Annotated in this window: 19 protein-coding genes; 3 read left to right on the forward strand and 16 right to left on the reverse strand. The window is 63.9% G+C overall.

Annotated elements, in window-relative coordinates; translation table 11 throughout:
- Nucleotides 1–15: 15 nt before the first annotated feature.
- The 15 genes from KO539_RS00720 to KO539_RS00790 form a co-directional block, all read right to left on the reverse strand.
- A complete protein-coding gene (locus KO539_RS00720; protein WP_219306914.1) occupies nucleotides 16–510 on the reverse strand; it encodes a hypothetical protein in 495 nt (164 codons plus the stop codon).
- A 125-nt stretch (nucleotides 511–635) separates the two neighbouring features.
- The gene (locus tag KO539_RS00725; RefSeq protein ID WP_176388482.1) at nucleotides 636–1,196 is read right to left on the reverse strand and encodes a peptidase inhibitor family I36 protein; all 561 of its coding nucleotides are present in this window, start codon (nucleotides 1,194–1,196) and stop codon (nucleotides 636–638) included.
- A 138-nt stretch (nucleotides 1,197–1,334) separates the two neighbouring features.
- A complete protein-coding gene (locus KO539_RS00730) occupies nucleotides 1,335–2,633 on the reverse strand; it encodes an NAD(P)/FAD-dependent oxidoreductase (protein WP_219306915.1) in 1,299 nt (432 codons plus the stop codon).
- Nucleotides 2,634–2,648: 15 nt separating this feature from the next.
- Nucleotides 2,649–3,152 carry a hypothetical protein gene (locus KO539_RS00735; RefSeq protein ID WP_219306916.1) on the reverse strand — a complete coding sequence of 168 codons (504 nt, stop codon included), beginning with the start codon at nucleotides 3,150–3,152 and terminating at the stop codon, nucleotides 2,649–2,651.
- 93 nt (nucleotides 3,153–3,245) lie between these two features.
- Nucleotides 3,246–4,010, reverse strand: a complete 765-nt coding sequence (locus KO539_RS00740; RefSeq protein WP_257626064.1) for a transporter — start codon at nucleotides 4,008–4,010, stop codon at nucleotides 3,246–3,248.
- 78 nt (nucleotides 4,011–4,088) lie between these two features.
- Nucleotides 4,089–5,744: a methyl-accepting chemotaxis protein gene (locus KO539_RS30550; protein ID WP_176388480.1), complete on the reverse strand. Its 1,656-nt coding sequence runs from the start codon at nucleotides 5,742–5,744 to the stop codon at nucleotides 4,089–4,091.
- Nucleotides 5,745–5,917: 173 nt separating this feature from the next.
- A complete protein-coding gene (locus tag KO539_RS00750; protein WP_219306917.1) occupies nucleotides 5,918–7,300 on the reverse strand; it encodes a multicopper oxidase family protein in 1,383 nt (460 codons plus the stop codon).
- 2 nt (nucleotides 7,301–7,302) lie between these two features.
- On the reverse strand, nucleotides 7,303–8,661 hold the full coding sequence (locus KO539_RS00755) for a TolC family protein (RefSeq protein WP_257626065.1): 1,359 nt from the start codon (nucleotides 8,659–8,661) through the stop codon (nucleotides 7,303–7,305).
- A 1-nt stretch (nucleotide 8,662) separates the two neighbouring features.
- Complete coding sequence (locus KO539_RS00760; RefSeq protein WP_219306919.1) at nucleotides 8,663–9,007, reverse strand: hypothetical protein; 345 nt, start codon at nucleotides 9,005–9,007, stop codon at nucleotides 8,663–8,665.
- 120 nt (nucleotides 9,008–9,127) lie between these two features.
- Nucleotides 9,128–9,544, reverse strand: coding sequence for a hypothetical protein (locus KO539_RS00765; protein WP_219306920.1), 417 nt, complete (start codon nucleotides 9,542–9,544; stop codon nucleotides 9,128–9,130).
- A gap of 41 nt (nucleotides 9,545–9,585) precedes the next feature.
- Complete coding sequence (locus KO539_RS00770) at nucleotides 9,586–10,122, reverse strand: hypothetical protein (RefSeq protein ID WP_219306921.1); 537 nt, start codon at nucleotides 10,120–10,122, stop codon at nucleotides 9,586–9,588.
- Between the two features lie 117 nt (nucleotides 10,123–10,239).
- Entirely contained in the window at nucleotides 10,240–11,823 is a 1,584-nt protein-coding gene (locus KO539_RS00775; RefSeq protein WP_219306922.1) for a sensor domain-containing diguanylate cyclase, read from the reverse strand.
- 142 nt (nucleotides 11,824–11,965) lie between these two features.
- On the reverse strand, nucleotides 11,966–12,523 hold the full coding sequence (locus tag KO539_RS00780) for an NADPH-dependent FMN reductase (RefSeq protein ID WP_219306923.1): 558 nt from the start codon (nucleotides 12,521–12,523) through the stop codon (nucleotides 11,966–11,968).
- Nucleotides 12,524–12,611: 88 nt separating this feature from the next.
- Nucleotides 12,612–13,727: an alanine racemase gene (alr, locus tag KO539_RS00785; protein ID WP_257626066.1), complete on the reverse strand. Its 1,116-nt coding sequence runs from the start codon at nucleotides 13,725–13,727 to the stop codon at nucleotides 12,612–12,614.
- Between the two features lie 13 nt (nucleotides 13,728–13,740).
- Nucleotides 13,741–15,030 carry a D-amino acid dehydrogenase gene (locus KO539_RS00790; RefSeq protein ID WP_219306925.1) on the reverse strand — a complete coding sequence of 430 codons (1,290 nt, stop codon included), beginning with the start codon at nucleotides 15,028–15,030 and terminating at the stop codon, nucleotides 13,741–13,743.
- A 105-nt stretch (nucleotides 15,031–15,135) separates the two neighbouring features.
- Here KO539_RS00790 and KO539_RS00795 point away from each other — a divergent pair, with 105 nt between their 5' ends.
- The 3 genes from KO539_RS00795 to KO539_RS00805 all read left to right on the forward strand — a co-directional run bounded on the left by KO539_RS00795 (nucleotide 15,136) and on the right by KO539_RS00805 (nucleotide 17,058).
- Complete coding sequence (locus KO539_RS00795) at nucleotides 15,136–15,636, forward strand: Lrp/AsnC ligand binding domain-containing protein (RefSeq protein WP_034754979.1); 501 nt, start codon at nucleotides 15,136–15,138, stop codon at nucleotides 15,634–15,636.
- A 148-nt stretch (nucleotides 15,637–15,784) separates the two neighbouring features.
- Nucleotides 15,785–16,132, forward strand: a complete 348-nt coding sequence (locus KO539_RS00800; protein ID WP_035820081.1) for a hypothetical protein — start codon at nucleotides 15,785–15,787, stop codon at nucleotides 16,130–16,132.
- A gap of 65 nt (nucleotides 16,133–16,197) precedes the next feature.
- Nucleotides 16,198–17,058 carry a tetratricopeptide repeat protein gene (locus KO539_RS00805; protein ID WP_219306926.1) on the forward strand — a complete coding sequence of 287 codons (861 nt, stop codon included), beginning with the start codon at nucleotides 16,198–16,200 and terminating at the stop codon, nucleotides 17,056–17,058.
- Here KO539_RS00805 and KO539_RS00810 read toward each other — a convergent pair.
- Nucleotides 17,041–18,033, reverse strand: coding sequence for a GlxA family transcriptional regulator (locus tag KO539_RS00810; protein ID WP_219306927.1), 993 nt, complete (start codon nucleotides 18,031–18,033; stop codon nucleotides 17,041–17,043). The two genes, KO539_RS00805 and KO539_RS00810, sit on opposite strands and share 18 nt — an antisense overlap.
- Nucleotides 18,034–18,062 lie beyond the last annotated feature (29 nt).

Below are 18,062 nucleotides of genomic sequence, written 5' to 3' on the forward strand. Positions count from 1 at the left end.
GCTGCCCTGCCGGCATCAGGGCGACACGCGAACGCCAGCGCCCACAGGAGGATGCATGGTGAACGCGGCGGCCATGCCCAGCCAGCCCGCAAGCCAGGCAATGAAGGCCGCCACGTGGCCATACTCCCAGCGCCCACGCAGGCGCGCATAGGCTGCGGCGAACTCTGCCTGGCTCACGTCGGTGCTACTCCCCCATTCCGCATTGACAGGGGCGACAAGGAAAGCCCACAGCAGCAAGGAGGCAAGCAGTGCGGCTGCCGACGCGGCCAGCAGGCGGCCCTGGGGCAGGCGCCTGCAGCGAAAAGCCAGCACGGCAACGGCCGCCATGGCGGCCATTTGCACGACTCCCCCTACCGGACCAAACAGGGCATACAAGGTGCTCGTTACCTGCGCATACAGGGCAGGCGGATAGCCGAGCTTGACGGGCAGCTCCAGCAGATGCGTGGCACCTGGCGCGAGGCCCAGAGCGGCCAGAGTCAGTGCAATGACTTGCAGTAATCGTGATGGCATGCCTGCCTCCTCCGCCAGAGCGCGCACCGTCCACCGGCCATCGCAAGGAAAGATTTTCATCTGCATGGCGTTCGCCTCGCTGGCGCGATCACCCTTCCAATAAGACCAGGCGGGCGTGGTGGAGTTCAGCGTATCGACCGCATCTGGAAGCCTTTTTTGTAGCCGGTGTCGGGCACCCTGGCGCCGGGCGCATAGGTTGGCGAAGCCGTGCCCTTGCAGTGCCGCCGGGTCCACAGCGTGGCGCCCCGCTGACTGCCCGCGATCAGCGATTTCACGGGCAGGACGTGACCCTTGCGCAGCATCCAGCAAATGGTCGGCCCCAACTGGGTAAACGTGACCTTGTCGCCCTTGTAGCGCTTGCCCGTCCACAGGCAGAAGTGATCCTTGCCGCAGGAGGCGGCCAAGGCTTCGCTTGAACCGGCCGGTGCGATCCTGAGCTCGGTGCCATTGGCCAGTGTGATGATGGTAACGCCGTCAGCAGTGACCGCCTGCCGGGCAGCAGCCCCCTCTTCCGACGCAGTCTCAAGGACAAATGCGGCAATATCGGCCTTGGAAAGCACCGGCCGCTCGTCGTCCTGGGAGGCGGCGGTGGCAAACGGCACGGCAGCCAGGCACAGCAGAACGACGAACAGGCCAAGCCAGCGGCGGGGGCTGACGGCAATGTTGGCAAATGCATACGCAGGCATGGCATGTCCTCCGTTCCAGTCGGTACGTGTGGTAATGCAAACACCTTCAGTTAGACAGGCAGGTAGCGGGAGATTCCCTCGGACAGACGACAAAAAGGGGCCTTGCGGCCCCTTCTTGATCTGGCACAAACCAACTGTTTAATGCAGCTTGACCTGTGGTGTGCTGCGCTTGATCAGGAAACGTCCCATGGCCATGACGGCCGTGCGCACGCTGCCCAGCACGGCGTTATGGTGCATCAAGTGCAGGCTGACATACATCATGCGCGCGACAAAGCCTTCGACGAACCAGCTCAGGCCCTTCAGCGAACCCATCAGGGTGCCGACCGAGGTGGTGCGGCCAAACGACACGAGCGAACCGTAGTCCAGGTATTCATAGGGCTTGGTTTGCGGCAGCTTGCCCTTGGCTTGCAGCAGGAAAGTTTTCAGCAGGTAATCGGCTTGCTGGTGCGCGGCCTGGGCGCGCGGCGGCACCAGCTTGCCATCGGGCCCCGTGCAGGCGGCGCAGTCGCCCAGCGCGAAGATATTCGCGTGGCCCTGCACGTTGAGCATGCCCGTCACTTCCAGCTGGCCGGCGCGATTGGTCGGCAAACCCAGGGTGGCCAGGAATTCCGGCGCGCGGATGCCCGCAGCCCACACGCAGATGTCGGCCGCATAGCTGGTGCCGCTGGCTACCGTCACCTTGTCGGCTTCGATCGTGGTGACGCGCGTATCAGTCACCACGCTGATGCCATGCTGGTGCAGCAGTTTCGAGGCGGCAATCGACACGCGCTCGGGCAACGGCGCCAGGATGCGCGGCGCCCCTTCGAGCAGGGTGATGCGCACATCCTTGATGGCGTTGAGATTCTGGAAACCATACGCCGCATACACGCCACTCGCTTCGCGCAATTCGGCCGCCAGTTCCACGCCCGTGGCGCCGCCGCCGATGATGACGATGTCGACGCCGGGATGGCCCGCGTCGCCCTGGCGCTGCTCGGCCATGGCCAGCAGCTTCAGCAGGGTCAGACGGAAACGTTCGGCGTCTTCCGTGGCATTCAGGGAAATCGTGTTTTCCTTGGCGCCGGGCACACCGAAGTAATTCGAGGTGCTGCCCACGGCCAGCACCAGCTGGTCGTAGCTGACGGTGCGCTGTGGCAAGAGCTGCTCATCCTTGTCCGTGGCAATGGCGCCCACGGTGAGGCTGTTCGAGGCGGCGTCGAGCGCGATCAAAGGACCATAGACATAGGTAAAACCATTGTCGTGCGCCAGCATCTGGTACGACAGGCCCTCTTGATGAATGTCCAGGGTGCCGGCCGCCACTTCATGCAGCGACGGCTTCCAGATATGGTACAGGCGGCTGTCGACCAGGGTGACCTGGCCGGCGCCGAGCTTGCGGCTGAGTTTGCAGGCCAGCTCCAGGCCGCCTGCACCTCCCCCTACGATAACGATTTTACTATGCAAAGATCCTCCTGTTTATTAATCCCTGTGCCCGTTGCCGTTGCCGTGACCATTGCCATTGCCATTGCCATGACCTTTGCCCGGCTTGTTGTCATGCTTGTCGCGCTTGTCATCATGCTTGTCAAAGTGCTTGTCATGCTTGTTGTCATGACGGCCGCGGTCGCCGTAATCGGGACGGCCATGGTCGCCATGCTGCTGGCGGTAACGGGGCACATATTGGTTGTTATACCAACTATCTTGAACGAAATATACCTCTTGGTTACAGGCATTATACTTGCGGCAGTGCTTGGACCAGTGTTTGGCATGGCCGGGCGGCACGCGCAGGTAAATCGGACGGGCCGAATAGTATTGCGGGCGCTGCACAATGACGGGCTGGGCATAGATCAATTGCGGCGCGGGATAGTCGCCTATGTCGAGACGTCCGTAAAAGCCTGGCTGGCCGACGGTGACGGAGACGCCGACCTGGGCGACGGCAGCGGTAGCTGCCGACAGCAAGACGGCGGCAAGAATCAGGGTTTTCATGGGGACACTCCTTTTATCAGTTATGCCGCAATTGTAGACCTTGTGTGACCAACTGTTTGTTCGCAAGGACACATAAGGATTGCCGTGGCAATCTCACCACAGTTTGCCCAATGGCACGACCAGGCCACTAAACAGCGACCAGTCCGGCGACGCCGCCGTCAAGCCGCGCGCCATGCCGATGTCGATGGCCAGCCGTGGCGTGGGACTGTAGGTCGCGGCCAGCAGCAATTGCGCCGTGGCCGGCGCGCCGCGCAGGCGCGTGCCCGATACTTCCGCCGTGGCGCCCCAGCGCTCGCTGACGGGTGTGGAAAAGGAAGTGGCCCAGCCCGCTTGCACCCTGCCCGTACCAGGGTCGGAGGACCCCAGGCGCGTGGCGTTCAGGTTGGCGTCCAGGTGCACGGCGCCCAAGTCGCGGCTGAAAATGCCATTGAGCGACACGTCGCTCTTGCCGCTGCCGATGCTGTCTTTGGCTGTGGGCAACTTCCAGCCCAGTTCCAGGCCCAGCGCCGTGGCGCTGTCAAGCAAAAAGGCGCGCTTGAGCACGACCGTCGTATCGCCCACGCCCGTGTCGCGCCGGCCCGTGTCATCGCGTGCGCGCACCACACCCTCGCCTTCGAGCAGCACGCCCCACTCGGGCGTGAACGCCAGTTTGAAGGTATATGGCAGACTGGCGCGGCGCGTGTCGTCCGTTTTCGACAGCAGGCCACCGGCCTCGAATTCCAGCTGACCCGGCACGGGCAACTGGGCGGGACTGGCCACGGAAGGACGGTAAGGCAGGACGGGATCGCCCTGCTGCGCCTGCGCCACAGGCACCAGGGACAGCAGCAGGGATAAGCAAAGCAAGCGGGGAAATAACATGAAAGACCCGGAAGTAGTAAACGCGCAATAACGACAGCCTACCACCGCCGCGCCGATTGCGCCCGAGCCAGCCCCGTTTCAGGCCAGGCGCCGCACGTCCTGCCTGGCGGCTGGCGCTGCCCGGCGCAACGGCGTGACGTTGCTGGACGCTGGCACGGCCATCTGTTGCGCCTGGGCATGCAAGCGGAATACGCCCACCAGTTCCGTCAGGGTCTGCGCTTGGTCCTGCAGCGATTCGGCCGCCGCAGCCGCCTCTTCCACCAAGGCCGCGTTTTGCTGCGTCACCTGGTCCATCTGCAGCACGGCCTGGTTGACTTGCTCGATGCCGGCACTTTGCTCGGCGCTGGCGGCCGTGATTTCCTGCATGATGTCGGCCACCTGGCGCACGCTGGCGACCACTTCATCCATCGTCTTGCCCGCGTCATGCACGAGCCTGGAACCGATTTCCACCTGCTCGACGGAGTCGCCGATCAGGGTCTTGATTTCCTTGGCGGCACTGGCAGAACGTTGCGCCAGGTTGCGCACTTCGGACGCGACGACGGCGAAACCGCGTCCCTCCTCGCCCGCCCTGGCCGCCTCGACGGCCGCGTTCAAGGCGAGGATATTCGTCTGGAAGGCGATGCTGTCGATGACGCTGATGATGTCGACGATCTTGCGCGAGGAGGCATTGATCGATTCCATCGTCTGCACCACCTGCCCCACCACGGCGCCGCCCTTGCCGGCCACGTCGGATGCGGCGCCGGCAAGCGCATTGGCCTGGCGCGCATTGTCCGCATTCTGCCGCACGGCCGACGTCAGCTGCTCCATCGACGACGCCGTTTCTTCCAGAGAACTGGCCTGCTCTTCCGTGCGGGACGACAAGTCGAGGTTGCCCTGGGCGATTTCACCCGAGGCCGTATTGATGGTATCCGTGCCCGAACGCACCTGGCTGACGATGCCCACGAGCTTGTCGCGCATGGTTTTCATGGCAAACAGCAGGCTGGCGCTGTCGTGGCTGGCCGTGCGGATGTCGACGGTAAGGTCGCCCTCGGCGATGGCGCCGGCGATCCGGACGGCATACGCCGGTTCGCCACCGAGCTGGCGCGTCAGTCCGCGCGTGATCAGCGCCCCCAGCGCCAGTCCGGCCGCCACGCTGCCAAGCACCAGCGCGATCATGAAACTGCGGCTGGCCTGGTACACGCCGGATGCCTGCTCGGCAGCCGCCTTGGCCCGCGCTTCCTTCTGCAATGACAATTTATCGAGTACGCCGTCGAGCTCGTCGGCATGCTGGCGCGTCTTGGCCAGCAGCGCCGTCAGCTGCGCGCTGCGCTGCGCCAGCGGCTCGGCCGCCGCCAGCGCCAGCGACTGCTGCAAGGTGCTCACATACTCGGCTTCAACGGTGGCGAAGCGGGCAAACAGCTCCTTGGCGGCCGGCGTGACGAACAGCGGCTGGGCCTTGGCCAGGTTGCTCTTGTTCTCTTCCAGGTATTTGGCGATATCGGCCTGGCGCCCCGCGCGCTCTTCGCTGGTGGTCGCCAGCAGGAAATTGCTGCGCGCGCGGCCCACCTTGATGAGGGCGATATTGGCTTCCTTGATGTACGACAGCCCCAGCAACTCATGGTTGTACATCTGCCCCGCCATGGTGTCGATCTTGCCCATGTTGAAGATGCCGATGCCGGCCACGATGGCCCCCATCAGCGCCACGCAAAAGAAGGCCGCGAGCAGGCGCGTCCCCACTTTCATTTGATTCAACATGTTTCCTCCTAGACAAGACGATAGCCAATAATTTAAGCGTATGACTTGAATATAAGGAAAAAACGGCCACTAAAATGCTCGGATTGTCACTAAGCAACAATTCCTTGATTTAAAGCAACATACCCCGGAGCTTGCCGTGCTAGCAAGCCCCGAGGGGGGGGTGGGGGGGAGCGTCAATGCCCGCTGTGCCCGCCTGGCTTGCGCACCGTCATTTCCACGCCACCCTTGGCCGGCAGCTTGCCCCTGCCCTGGCCGCGCACGGGTTCCGGCAAGGCGCCCGTCCATTCATAAGCCACGCTGCCGGCCGGGTGCTTGTACCAGCCCGGATCGCGGTAGTCGCCCGGTTTCTGGTCCTTGCGCACCTTGACTGTCGTAAACATGCCGCCCATGCCGATGGCGCCGAACGGACCGTCGCCCGCCATCATCGGCAGGGTATTGTCGGGGATCGGCATCTGCATGTCGCCCATGTCGGCCATGCCGCGCTCGCCCATCACCATGTAGCCGGGCACGAGCTGGTTGATCTTCGCCGCCACACCCTGGTGGTCGACGCCGATCATGGTGGGCACGTCGTGCCCCATGGCATTCATCGTGTGGTGCGACTTGTGGCAGTGGAAAGCCCAGTCACCGAGGTCCGTGGCGGTAAACTCCACGGCGCGCATCTGGCCCACGGCCACGTCCGTGGTGACCTCGGGCCAGCGCGATTCGGGGCGTGTCCAGCCGCCGTCCGTGCCCGTCACCTCGAATTCATGGCCATGCATGTGGATCGGGTGATTCGTCATGGTCAGATTGCCCACGCGCACGCGCACCTTGTCGCCCTGGCGCACGACCATGGGGTCGATGCCGGGGAAGACGCGGCTGTTGAAGGTGAACAAATTGAAATCCGTCATGGTCATGATCTTCGGCGTGTAGCTGCCCGGATCGATGTCATAGTTGCTCAGCAAGAAGACGAAATCGCGGTCCACCTTCATGAAGTTCGGGTCTTTCGGATGCGTCACCCAGAAACCCATCATGCCCATGGCCATTTGCGTCATTTCATCGGCATGCGGGTGATACATGAAGGTGCCGGGGCGCTTGGCGACGAATTCATACACAAAAGTTTTACCGGGGGCGATGCCGGGCTGGGTCAGGCCCGTGACGCCATCCATGCCGTTGGGCAAGCGCTGGCCATGCCAGTGCACGCTCGTGTGTTCCGGCAATTTGTTCGTGACGAAGATGCGCACGCGGTCGCCCTCCACCACTTCAATCGTCGGACCTGGCGACTGGCCGTTGTAGCCCCACAAATTGGCCATCATGCCGGGCGCCAGTTCGCGCACGACGGGTTCGGCCACCAGATGGAATTCCTTGACGTTGTTGTTCATGCGCCAGGGCAAGGACCAGCCGTTCAGGGTGACGACGGGGTTGTATGGACGCCCGTTCGGCGGTGGTGGCGGCGCCTTGGTGTCGGCGCCGGCCATGCTGACGGCTTCCGGCAACGAGGCCGCACCGACTCGGCTGACGGCCGCCGCACTCAGGGCGACGGCGCCCGCATTCATGAAAAAGTTTCTACGTGTAATCATCATTATTCCTTCTCGGCTGGGCCGCTGCCATTGATGGCTGACTGCAATTCGGTTTGCGCGATCCAGAAATCGCGCTGGGTTTCGATGGCGCTGTTGACGCTGGCGACCTGCTCGCGCGCGTCGGCCAGCAGCTCGAATACGCTGGCCAGCATGCCGTTGTAGCGCAGCAGCACCTCGTGCGAGATCGTCTTGCGCAGCGGCACAACTTCATCGCGGTAGTGGCGCGCCAGGTCGTAGGCCGTGCGGTAGCTGGAATACGCCTCGCGCACTTCCGAGCGGGCCCGCACCGCCGTGCCCGCCGTGCGCTGCAGCGACTGCTCGTACAGCGCTTGCGCCTTGGCATTGCGCGCCGAACCCCAGTCGAACAGGGGCAGTTCCAGCGAGACTTCATAGCCGTTTTCGCGCGGCGCCTCGCTGCTGCTCTTGTTGGTGTAGCCCACGTCGAGCACGTTGAGGAAGCCCGTCACCTTCGACAAGCCCAGCGCGCTGGCCGTGGCGTGCGCGTCGAGTTTCGCTTTTTGCACGTCGAGCCGCTGTTCCATCGCCTGCGCCTCGATATTGCCCGCCTCCTCCGCCTGGGCCGGCAAGTCGGGCAGGCGCGGCGGCAAAGTAAAACTGGTCTGCTTGCCCCACAGGCCCAGCAAGCGCGTCAGGTGCTCGCGCGTCACCAATGCCTGGTGGCGGGCGCGGGCCAGGTCGCTGACGGCGTCCGCGTAAAACACTTGCTGGCGCGCCTGGTCGAGACGGCTCCAGTTGCCCGCCTGCCGCAAGCGCGTGGCCAGTTCGGCGCCCGCCTCGGCCGACAGCAGCGCGCGCTGCATGAACGCTTCCGTCTGCACGGCGGCGACCGCATTGAAATAGGCACGACGGGTGTCGGCCGCCAGTTGCACGGCGCTGCTGGCGGCTTGCAGCTTGGCTTGCTCGAAACGGCCCCGCTCGATGTTGACGCGCATCGGCATGGTCAGCAGGCCGGCCAGGTCGAAGCTGACGCCGCGGTCGATTTCGTTGCCGTGGCTGCCGTGCGAGCGGCCGAACGACAAGCCGGGATTGCGCAAGCGCCCCGCCTGCACGAGGTCCGCTTCGGACGCGCCCAGCTCGGCCAGCGCCACTTTCATGCCATGGTTGTTCATCAGGGCGATGCGCACGGCGCTGTCGGCATCCAGGGGCTGGGCCAGCAAGGCAGCCAGTTTTTCCTCGCCCCCCTCGCCGGCCAGCGCAGCGGGGGCGCCCGTGCGGACGTCGGCCAGTGTGGACACCGTCCGCATGCCGCCATCCTGGCTGAAGCTGGCGCAGCCGCTGAGCAGCAAGACGGCCGCCAGGGCCAGCGGCGTCAGGCAAGTTGATTGTGTGAAGCGGGCCATGTCAGTGTCCTTCATGCTGGTGGTGCTGGTGGTGCTGATGTTGCGGGGCGGGCTTGGCATCCGGCTTGGGGCTGGGCTGGGCCATCGGCATCTTGTGCCCTTCCATCTTGTGGCCATCCATTTTCATCATGCCCATGTGGCCACCGGCCTTGCCGACTTTGTCGTTGACGGCGCGCCAGGTCTGGTCGGGCGTGGCGTCTTCCTCGGCGGCGGGACGGTAGCCGGCAAAGGCGGAACGGTAAGTGGTGGCCGGCACGGATGCTTGCGCCTCTTGCGGGGCGGACGGGGACTGCGCTGCGGCGGCCAGCGGCAGTACAGCCAGCGCGAGGCTGAACAGATATTTCATGGTATTCCTTGAATGACAGGGTATGGCGCGGCGGGCGCGCGACTGGAACGCTGGCGCGGCCGGTGCAAGGCTCAGGATGCTGGGACGTGCGACGGCGGCACCGCCAGGTTCAACGGGCGGTCAGGCGGAGCGCGTGCTTCTCGGGGGACGTTCGGGACCAGGCGGTATATGCCCGGCGAACAGGGAATCGGGCGCCAGCGCCGGAGGCGGCGCGCGCAGAGTCAAGGCGTGCAAGGCGGGCATGCCGGGCGGCGCCGTGGCGCCCACGGTGCAGGCGCCATGGTTGCTGCAATCGTGGCCGTGATGGGTGGCGCCGCCATCGTCCATGGCCATTTTCATCGGCTGGTCCGCCATCCGCATGTCGGCCATGTCGTGGCACGGGGGCGCCTCGGTTGCGACAGCCGTGACGGTGACGACGACCGCCAGCTCGTCCACGCAGCAGCTGCGCATGGCCGACGCAAAGCCCTGCAAGGGCAGCGTGACGGCCAGCAGCCAGAGCAGCGAGCGGGCGAGAAAGCGGGAAAAGGCACGGTTCATGGCACAACTATAAACCTTCCCACATGAGGAAGGTCAAGTCCCTATTTGCGCACGTAGCCGTGCGTCAGCCAGATGACGTAGACACCGTAGTAGCCCTGCCCTTCGAATATGACCTGGCCGTCGGCGAAGGAGATTGTCTCCACTTTATTGACGATGAAATACGCGCGGTTGTCCGCCGCCTCCACGTCGCCCCAGTAGCGTGGAACCTGGCTCCGGTAGCCGCTGGCTCGCCCGATCGCGTCCATCAAATCGCTGATCATGAAGTCATACAGCATGTCGGCCAGCAGCGGCCGGTGGCCCGCCAGCATGGCCGTGATGTCGGGATAGCCGGCCTGCATCAGCTCGGGCAAGTCGCTTTCCTCGTCCTGCAGGTCATCCTCGCGGCAAGTCTGGATAAAACTGTTGAACGGCTCGTCGAGCAAATCGGCCAGCGCCGTTTCCGGCACGCTCAGGCGAAACGGATGCAGCGGCAGCACGCTGTGCTGGCCATAGTTGAGTCCGCGGCAGCCCAGATAAGCCAGCGGGTGCGGCCGGCCATCGACGTCGCAGCGGATGCCAGGTGCTTGCTCAAACGTCATCAATATCCATCCCTGCCATGCCCGTTGTCCTCGTTGTAGCTGATCAGGGTCACATGGTAAGCGCTGGCGGGCAAACGGGACAGGCTCAGATACAACAGAAAATAGCGGATCAGTTTATCAGGCAGGCTCCGTGATGCCCACGCAATTGCGCCCGTTTTCCTTGGCCACGTACAGGGCCGCATCGGCTGCCAGCAGCACGGCGTCCGCACCGCCGACCTTGCCCGCTTCCTGCTCCGACGACACGACGCCCAGCGAGACCGTGATGGCGCCCGCGCCGGGAATCACGGCGGCGGCCACCTTGGCGCGCAAGCGTTCGGCCACCTGCATGGCCACGTCCAGGTCGGCATCGGGCAGCAGCATGATGAATTCATCGCCGCCAGTACGGCACAGCACGTCGGCATCGCGCGAACAGGCGCGCATCAGCTGCGCCAGGCGCAGGATGACTTCGTCGCCCACGGCATGGCCCCAGCGGTCGTTGACTTGCTTGAAATGGTCGATGTCGATGGCGATGACGGAGAACGGCCGCGCCTGCGCCTGCCACGCATCGAGCGCCGCCGCCATGCCGCGCCGGTTCGACAGGCCCGTCAGCGGGTCCGTCTCCACGTCAGTCTTCAGCTTGCCGATCTTGTTCTGCAGCAATGCCAAGCCCTTCAGCAAGGCCCTCTTGATCTGCGCCGCCTCCACATACCAGGCGCGGATGGCGCCGATGTGCTCGGCCGTGCCGGGCGCATCCATGCGTCGCGCGCCCTCGGCCAGTTGCACCAGCGGCCGCGAAATCAGGCTGGCCAGCCACCAGATGAATGGCAGGCTCAGCAAGGCGATCGGCAGCGAATGCCATAGCGTGTTGGCCATCAGCTGGTTCAGCGGGGCCAGGGTCATGGCAGTCGGGCGCTGCGCCACGATGCCCCAGCCCGTCGACGGCATAACGGCATAGCCAGCCAGCATGTCCACGCCCAGGCTGTTGTGCATGCGCCGGTTGCCGCCGCCCTGCTGCGCGATGATGGTGTCGATGACGTCATTCTTGCCGGCCACGTCGCCCAGGCGTTCGGGGTCCGGGTGGTACAGCAGGCGCCGGTTCCGGTCAACCACGTACAGGTAGGAGCCATCGCGGTAGTAATGCTGGCCCAGCATGGTGTAGAGGATGTTTTTCTGTTTCAGGTAAATGCTGCCGCCCACATAGCCGAGGTAGCGGCCATCCTCGCCAAGGATGGGATGCGAAATGAAGACCACCAGGTTGCCGGCAGACGATACATAGGATTGTGTCACCAGCGGACGCCGTTCGCGCAGCGCCTGCACGGCGCCGGCCGAATCGAGCGTGCGGTTTTTCAGGGCCAGCGTTTCCGGCGACACGCCCAGCACCTTGCCCTGGGCATCGACGATGAGCACGGAATTGAAGCTGTTCGTTTGCAGGCGCAGGCGCTGCGCCTCGTCCGTCAGCCATTGCTCGTCGCCCATGCGCGATGGCAGGCGGCCGGCACTGTAGGCCAGCTGCTGGCGCGCCGACTGCAGGAAATCCTCGGCCGTGCTGGCAAGCTTGCTTGCATACGCGTGGTTCGCTTCCAGGGTGGTGTCGATCAGCAGCTGGCGCTGCACGCTGTAGCTGGCATAGAAGGTATTGGCCAGGGACACCAGGGCGCTGGCAAAGGCCACGAGCACGATCAAACGGCGCAAATTCATGCGCAGAACAGGTTTAGTCCACATGGAGTCGGCAAGATTTGGAAAGTATTGCACTAAAGAAAGAGCGCATTATACCGAGACACCCGTGCCAATATTGAAATCTTGGCATCCATGGTCAAAGAAAGTGTACAAGCGGCAACGCAGAGCGCTGCCGCCTTGATATGCATCAAGCGTGGATGGCGTGCTTGCGGACCCAGTCCACGTAACGCTGCATCCAGCCCTGGAAAAAGCCCAGGCTGGCCGGTCCGATGCCGCCATGCTCGTCGAACAGGCCCTCCTTGGCCTGGATAAACATTTCAGGCTGGTTCAGCAGCGGCACGTCCAGGTAGGCGAGCACATTGCGCAAATGCTGCTGCGCCAGGGCCGTGCCCGTGGCGCCAACGGAAACGCCCAGCACGGCGCCCGGCTTGCCGCCCCACACGCTCTGGCCATACGGACGCGAACCGTGGTCGAGGGCGTTTTTCAGCACGCCGGGGATCGAGCGGTTGTATTCGGGGGTAAGGAAGAGCAAGGCTTGCGAAGCGGAAATGTCGGATTTGAGGCGCAGCACCTGCTCGGACTGCGCGCCATCGTCATCCTGGTTGTACAGCGGCAAGTCGCCGATGTCGATGTGCTTGAAGGAAAACTCGGGCGGCGCCAGCTTGACGAGCGCATCGGCCAGCTTGCGGTTGAAGGAATCCTTGCGCAGGCTGCCGACGATGATAGCAACGTTATATTGACTCATATAAATCCCCGATCTTGGTTAATAGAAAGCCCTGGAGTGAAGCTCACGCCAGGGCTATCTTGCCACACAATCATCGGTTTCGCGCTGCTTAACGTGCGCCGGCAAGCCCTTGGTACTCGCGGTAGTAACGCCCGCCCAAATTGGTCAGTACCTCGTAGCCGATGGTATTGGCCATGGCCGCCACGGCATCGACCGGGTGTTCCGCGCAGATCAGGTCGACCAGGCTGCCCGGCGCGACGCGCTCTTCGGCGATGGCGCTCACGTCGAGCGTGATGGAATCCATCGAGATGGCGCCGATCTGCGGCACTTTCACGCCGTCGACGATGGCCAGGCCCTGGTTGCTCATGCTGCGCAGCCAGCCATCGGCATAACCGACGGACACCGTCGCCACCTGGCGCGGCTCGCTGGCCGTGTAGCGGCGGCTGTAGCCAACATGGTCGCCGGCGGCAATCGTGCGCGTCTGCAGCACCTTGCCTTGCAGGCGCACCACGGAGCGCAGGGGATTCGGTTCGCCACCCTGCGGCCCGATGCCGTACAGGGCCGCGCCGGGGCGCACCAGGTCAAAGTGATAATCGGGCGACAAGAAGATGCCCGAGGAATTGGCCAGGCTGGCGCGGTACTGCGGCAAACGGGCGCGGATGGCGATGAAACGGGCCAGCTGCTCGCCATTCATGGGGTTGCCGCGCTCGTCGGCGCACGCCAGATGGCTCATGATGTAGCGCACCTTGATGCCGTCGAGAAAGTGCGGGTCCAGCAGCCAGGCGTCGACTTCCCGCGGCGACAGGCCCATGCGCGACATGCCCGTGTCGACCTGCACATTCGCTTCCAAGGTTTTGCCCAGCGCCTGCGCATGCGCGCGCCAGCCAGCTACCTGCGGCTCGCTGTTGAGCACGGGGATCAGGCCATGGGCCGTGAATTCGCCTTCCGTGCCGACAGGCGGGCCGTGCAGCACGAAGATGGCCGCGTCGGGCGCCACGTGCGGGCGCAGGCTGATGCCCTCTTCCAGGTGCGCCACAAAAAAGTGCCGGCAACCTTCTTCATACAGGGCCGCACCCACTTGCGCGGCGCCCAGGCCATACGCGTCGGACTTCACGACGGCCGAGCAAGCGGCCGGGTGCGCCTTGTCGCGCAGCAAGCGGTAGTTGGCGCGCACGGCGTCCAGGTCCACCGTCAGGATGGCGCCGCTACGTTCCTTGGGAGGCATGCAGGCCGCCATCTCAGGCCGCCACGTGTTGCAGTTTGCCCTGGCCCTGCGCGCCGCTGTAGCGGCTGACGGACAGGTCGTCGGCCAGGATGGCCGGCTTTTTCGACGACATCAGGTCGGCCAGCAATTGCGCTGAACCGCAGGACATGGTCCAGCCCAGGGTGCCGTGGCCCGTGTTGAGGAACAGGTTGCGCAGCGGCGTGCGGCCGACGATGGGCGTGCCGTCCGGCGTCATCGGGCGCAAGCCCGTCCAGAAAGTCGCTTCGGCCGTGTTGCCGCCGCCGGGGAACAGGTCGTTGACGACCATTTCCAGGGTTTCGCGGCGGCGCGGGTTCAGGTTCAGGTTGTAGCCGGCGATTTCCGCCATGCCGCCCACGCGGATGCGGTCGTCGAAACGGGTGACGGCAATTTTGTAGGTTTCATCGAGGATGGTCGACACGGGCGCCTTGGCCGCGTTGACGATAGGCACGGTGATCGAGTAACCCTTCAATGGATACACGGGAATGTCCAGCAGCGGCTTCATGAAGCCCGTCGAATAGGAACCAAGCGCCACGACATAGGAATCGGCCTTGACGATTTCCGCGCCACATTGCACGCCAGCGATTTCATCGCCCTGCGTCAGCAAGGCATCGATGGACACGCCATAGCGGAACTTCACGCCCAGCGCCACGGCCATCTCGGACAGGCGGGTGGTAAACAACTGGCAATCGCCCGTTTCATCGTTGGGCAGGCGCAAGCCGCCGAATAGTTTATCCTTGACGGCTTCGAGTGCCGGCTCGGCGCGCGACAACTCGTTGCGCTGCAGTACTTCATATGGCACACCCGCATCTTTCAATACTTCGATATCCTTGGCGGCATCGTTGTATTGCTTTTCAGTGCGGAACAATTGCATCGTGCCTTGCTGGCGGCCTTCATAGGTGATGCCGGCCTCGGCGCGCAGCACCTTGAAGCAGTCGCGGCTGTATTCGGCCAGGCGCACCATGCGTTCCTTGTTCACGGCATACGCTTCCGGTGTGCAATTACGCAACATCTGCCACATCCATTTGAGCTGGGCGGCGCTGCCGTCGAGCGAGATGGCCAGCGGCGCGTGGCGCTGCATCATCCACTTCACGGCTTTCAGGGGAATGCCGGGCGCAGCCCATGGCGAAGCGTAGCCGGGCGAGATTTGCCCCGCATTCGCGAAGCTGGTTTCCAGTGCCGGGCCCGGCTGGCGGTCGATGACGGTCACCTCATGTCCTGCCTTGGCCAGATAGTAAGCACTGGTGACGCCGATGACGCCGCTACCCAGAATCACGATACGCATAGTTTCCTCATTATATTTTTTAGGCTGACGCCAGATTAACCGCTATCATATTGGGAAAGAGCCAGTATTTGTTCACGTATAAATCGAGATATTCAGCAATAAATCATGAGAATCCTTAAAGAATCGGCACGTGGCCTCGACAAGCTGGATCGCCACATCCTGCGCATCCTGCAACAGGATGGCCGCATCTCGATGAAAGACCTCGGTGAACAAGTGGGACTGTCCATCACGCCCTGCATCGAGCGGGTCAAGCGCATGGAGCGCGACGGCGTCATCACGGGCTACCACGCCAAGGTGAACCCGGCCGCGCTGGGCGCCAAGCTGCTGGTCTTTGTAGAGATTACGCTCAATCAAAAATCCGCGTCCGCCTTCGAGCAATTCCGCCGCGAAGTGCTGCAAATTCCCGAGGTGCAGGAATGCCACCTGGTGTCGGGCGACTTCGATTACCTGATCAAGGCGCGCATCCATGAAATGGCCGAGTACCGCAAATTGCTGGGCGACATGCTGCTGCAGCTGCCGGGCGCCGCGCAATCGAAAAGCTATGTGGTGATGGAAGAAATCAAGGAAACCCTGGCGCTGTCGACCGACGTATTGCAGAGCCGGTAAAAGTACCGCCAGCCGGTACCGGCAGGATTGCATCGTGCGCCTTTGTATAATCTTGTAGCACATTCGGGGCGACACAAGCACACTGCCCTCCTGACATCACGCCCGTCCCCTCTGAGATTGGAAGCAGTGATGCACATTGGGAGTCCGTATGAACACATTGATAAAACTGGCAGCTTCCTGCCTCGCGGGACTGGCCGTGGCCATGTGCACCGCCAGTGAATACAAAGTCAACCGCGCGCCGGACAATGGCGCCATCTATCAGAACATCAAGGTCGGCAAGACCACCCGCCTCGACCTCGACGCGGCCCTGGGCAACGCCACCGTCGTCAGCTTCGATCCCGGCTATGAAGTCTGGGTCTACAAGAACCAACTGCAAGCGCCCAAGGTGACGCGCCTTATTCCCCTGCTGGGCGAAAAAGGCACGCGCGAAGTGGCCGTCATGTTCGACCAGGCCGGTATCGTGAAGAAATTCCGCATCCACGAGCCGCGCGAGTAAGCCCATGCGGACGCGCCCACAGCGTCCTCTTGTTCTACACTGGCGTTTTATCCTCCGGTGCCTCCATGCAATTACCCGCAAGCCTCGCCCATATCTCGGCGGAACAAGACTGGCAACACACGACAGCGTATCCACCGCTCGGTTTTATTCCCTTCTCTGAAGGCGCGCTGGGCAATGGCGACACCTTCGGCCTGTATTGGCCCATCGGCCGCGAAGCGTCCGAACCCATCGTCGTCGAAACCTGGCACGACGAGTGGCGCATCCAGCCGCACTTTTCCAGCCTGGCGGCCTTCCTGCAAGCCCACGCGGCAGCGGAAGACGAGTATGTCGGCACGCCGACCCTGGCCGACGACCCCGCCTCGCCTCGCGCCGCGTTCCTGGAAGCCAAGGAACAGATCGCGCAGCGCAAGCCGGAGGCGGCCATCGCCCTGCTGGAAGCGGCGCTGGCCATCGTGCCCGAATATACGGACGCCCTGGTGCTGCTGCATGGCCAGTATGTGCGCGCGGGAAGAACCGATGATGCCATCAGGGTGGCCATCCAGGCCATCATCTCGCCACCGTCCTTTGGCGGCCCGCCCCTGAAAGCCTTGCAATGGCTGCGCGCGCAGCCGGTGCCGGACGGGGAAATTGACCCCGTCTGGCGCGCCTGCGGGCAATTGTCGTTCCACTTTGGCGGCAGCAAGGAGAATGCAGATTACCCCGTGCTAATGACCGCCATCGCCAGCTACCTGGCGCAAGACAACCATGTTGGCGCCTCGACCCTGATGCAAACGTATGCCGAATTGATGAGCGCGGAAACCGTGTCTTTCCAGGAACGCTATGGCTTCGATGCCAGCGCTTTCATCGGGCGGCAAATCGCCGTCAGCGCGATGCTGCCGCAGGGCAGCCGCGACCCTGCCACGCTATGGTCAGGCGACCTGGCCTAGCTGCTGCCGGAACAGCTTGCGGTACGCCGAGGGCGACGTCTGCAGGCTGGTACGGAAATGCTGGCGCAGCGACAGGGCCGTGCCGAAGCCGGCCTCTTGCGCCACGACATCGATCGAGGCCGCGCTCTTTTCCAGCATGCCTTGTGCATGCGCCAGGCGCTGGTTCAGCAGCCACTGCTTGAACGACGTACCCGTCGCCTGGCGAAAGTGACGCGTGAAATTGCGCCGGCTCATGGCGGCACGTTCGGCCAGCGCGTCGATGCTGTGCGCCTGGCCCAGGCTGGCCGTCACGCTGGCCAGCACGTCGGCAAAACGCCCTTCGCTGCCGGACACGGGCAGCGGGCGCTCGATGAATTGCGCCTGCCCGCCTTGGCGGTGCGGCGCCACCAGCAACCGGCGCGCCACCCGGTTCGCCACTTCGGCGCCCGCCAGCTGGCGCAGCAAATACAGGCAGCAATCGAGGCCGGCCGCCACGCCGGCCGACGTCAGCACGCCGCCATCGTCCACGTACAGCACTTCCCGGTCCACCCTGACCTTGGGATAGCGGACCGCCAGCCGGTCCGCCATACCCCAGTGCGTGGCCGCGCTCTTGCCATCCAACAAGCCCGCCTGCGCCAGGGGAAACGCGCCCAGGCACAGGCCCACCATGCGCGCGCCGCGCCGGCTGGCCGCCTGCAACGCCGCGACCAGCGGCGCCGCCGCATCACGGCAATCGTCGTGCCAGGCCGGCATGATGACGATATCGGCTCCCGCCAGCCCTTCCAGGCCGAACTCGGGCGTGATGCCGAAGCCGGCCGCCGTGCGCAAGGGCGCGGGATCGGCGGCGCAGACGCGCACGTGGAAAGGCGGCAGATCGGCCTCGTCCGTCTGGGCGCCAAACACGAGGCAAGGCACGGACAAGTGAAATGGCGTCATGCCGTCAAAGGCGATCACGGCTACCGTCAGAGGAGCGGCATGGGCAAGAGAAGTAGTCATGGCCCGATTTTATCGCACATGGGCCTTCG

This window comes from Janthinobacterium sp. NKUCC06_STL (assembly GCF_019345455.1).
In the GTDB taxonomy this organism is placed as follows: Bacteria; Pseudomonadota; Gammaproteobacteria; order Burkholderiales; family Burkholderiaceae_D; genus Janthinobacterium; species Janthinobacterium rivuli.

Bases quoted from the DNA above. Each gene is read 5' to 3' on its own strand.
- KO539_RS00720 (WP_219306914.1), bottom strand. From the start codon at position 510: ATGCCATCACGATTACTGCAAGTCATTGCACTGACTCTGGCCGCTCTG.
- KO539_RS00725 (WP_176388482.1), bottom strand. From the start codon at position 1,196: ATGCCTGCGTATGCATTTGCCAACATTGCCGTCAGCCCCCGCCGCTGG.
- KO539_RS00735 (WP_219306916.1), bottom strand. From the start codon at position 3,152: ATGAAAACCCTGATTCTTGCCGCCGTCTTGCTGTCGGCAGCTACCGCT.
- KO539_RS00740 (WP_257626064.1), bottom strand. From the start codon at position 4,010: ATGTTATTTCCCCGCTTGCTTTGCTTATCCCTGCTGCTGTCCCTGGTG.
- KO539_RS30550 (WP_176388480.1), bottom strand. From the start codon at position 5,744: ATGTTGAATCAAATGAAAGTGGGGACGCGCCTGCTCGCGGCCTTCTTT.
- KO539_RS00750 (WP_219306917.1), bottom strand. From the start codon at position 7,300: ATGATTACACGTAGAAACTTTTTCATGAATGCGGGCGCCGTCGCCCTG.
- KO539_RS00755 (WP_257626065.1), bottom strand. From the start codon at position 8,661: ATGGCCCGCTTCACACAATCAACTTGCCTGACGCCGCTGGCCCTGGCG.
- KO539_RS00760 (WP_219306919.1), bottom strand. From the start codon at position 9,007: ATGAAATATCTGTTCAGCCTCGCGCTGGCTGTACTGCCGCTGGCCGCC.
- KO539_RS00765 (WP_219306920.1), bottom strand. From the start codon at position 9,544: ATGAACCGTGCCTTTTCCCGCTTTCTCGCCCGCTCGCTGCTCTGGCTG.
- KO539_RS00770 (WP_219306921.1), bottom strand. From the start codon at position 10,122: ATGACGTTTGAGCAAGCACCTGGCATCCGCTGCGACGTCGATGGCCGG.
- KO539_RS00775 (WP_219306922.1), bottom strand. From the start codon at position 11,823: ATGTGGACTAAACCTGTTCTGCGCATGAATTTGCGCCGTTTGATCGTG.
- KO539_RS00780 (WP_219306923.1), bottom strand. From the start codon at position 12,523: ATGAGTCAATATAACGTTGCTATCATCGTCGGCAGCCTGCGCAAGGAT.
- alr (WP_257626066.1), bottom strand. From the start codon at position 13,727: ATGCCTCCCAAGGAACGTAGCGGCGCCATCCTGACGGTGGACCTGGAC.
- KO539_RS00790 (WP_219306925.1), bottom strand. From the start codon at position 15,030: ATGCGTATCGTGATTCTGGGTAGCGGCGTCATCGGCGTCACCAGTGCT.
- KO539_RS00795 (WP_034754979.1), top strand. From the start codon at position 15,136: ATGAGAATCCTTAAAGAATCGGCACGTGGCCTCGACAAGCTGGATCGC.
- KO539_RS00800 (WP_035820081.1), top strand. From the start codon at position 15,785: ATGAACACATTGATAAAACTGGCAGCTTCCTGCCTCGCGGGACTGGCC.
- KO539_RS00805 (WP_219306926.1), top strand. From the start codon at position 16,198: ATGCAATTACCCGCAAGCCTCGCCCATATCTCGGCGGAACAAGACTGG.
- KO539_RS00810 (WP_219306927.1), bottom strand. From the start codon at position 18,033: ATGACTACTTCTCTTGCCCATGCCGCTCCTCTGACGGTAGCCGTGATC.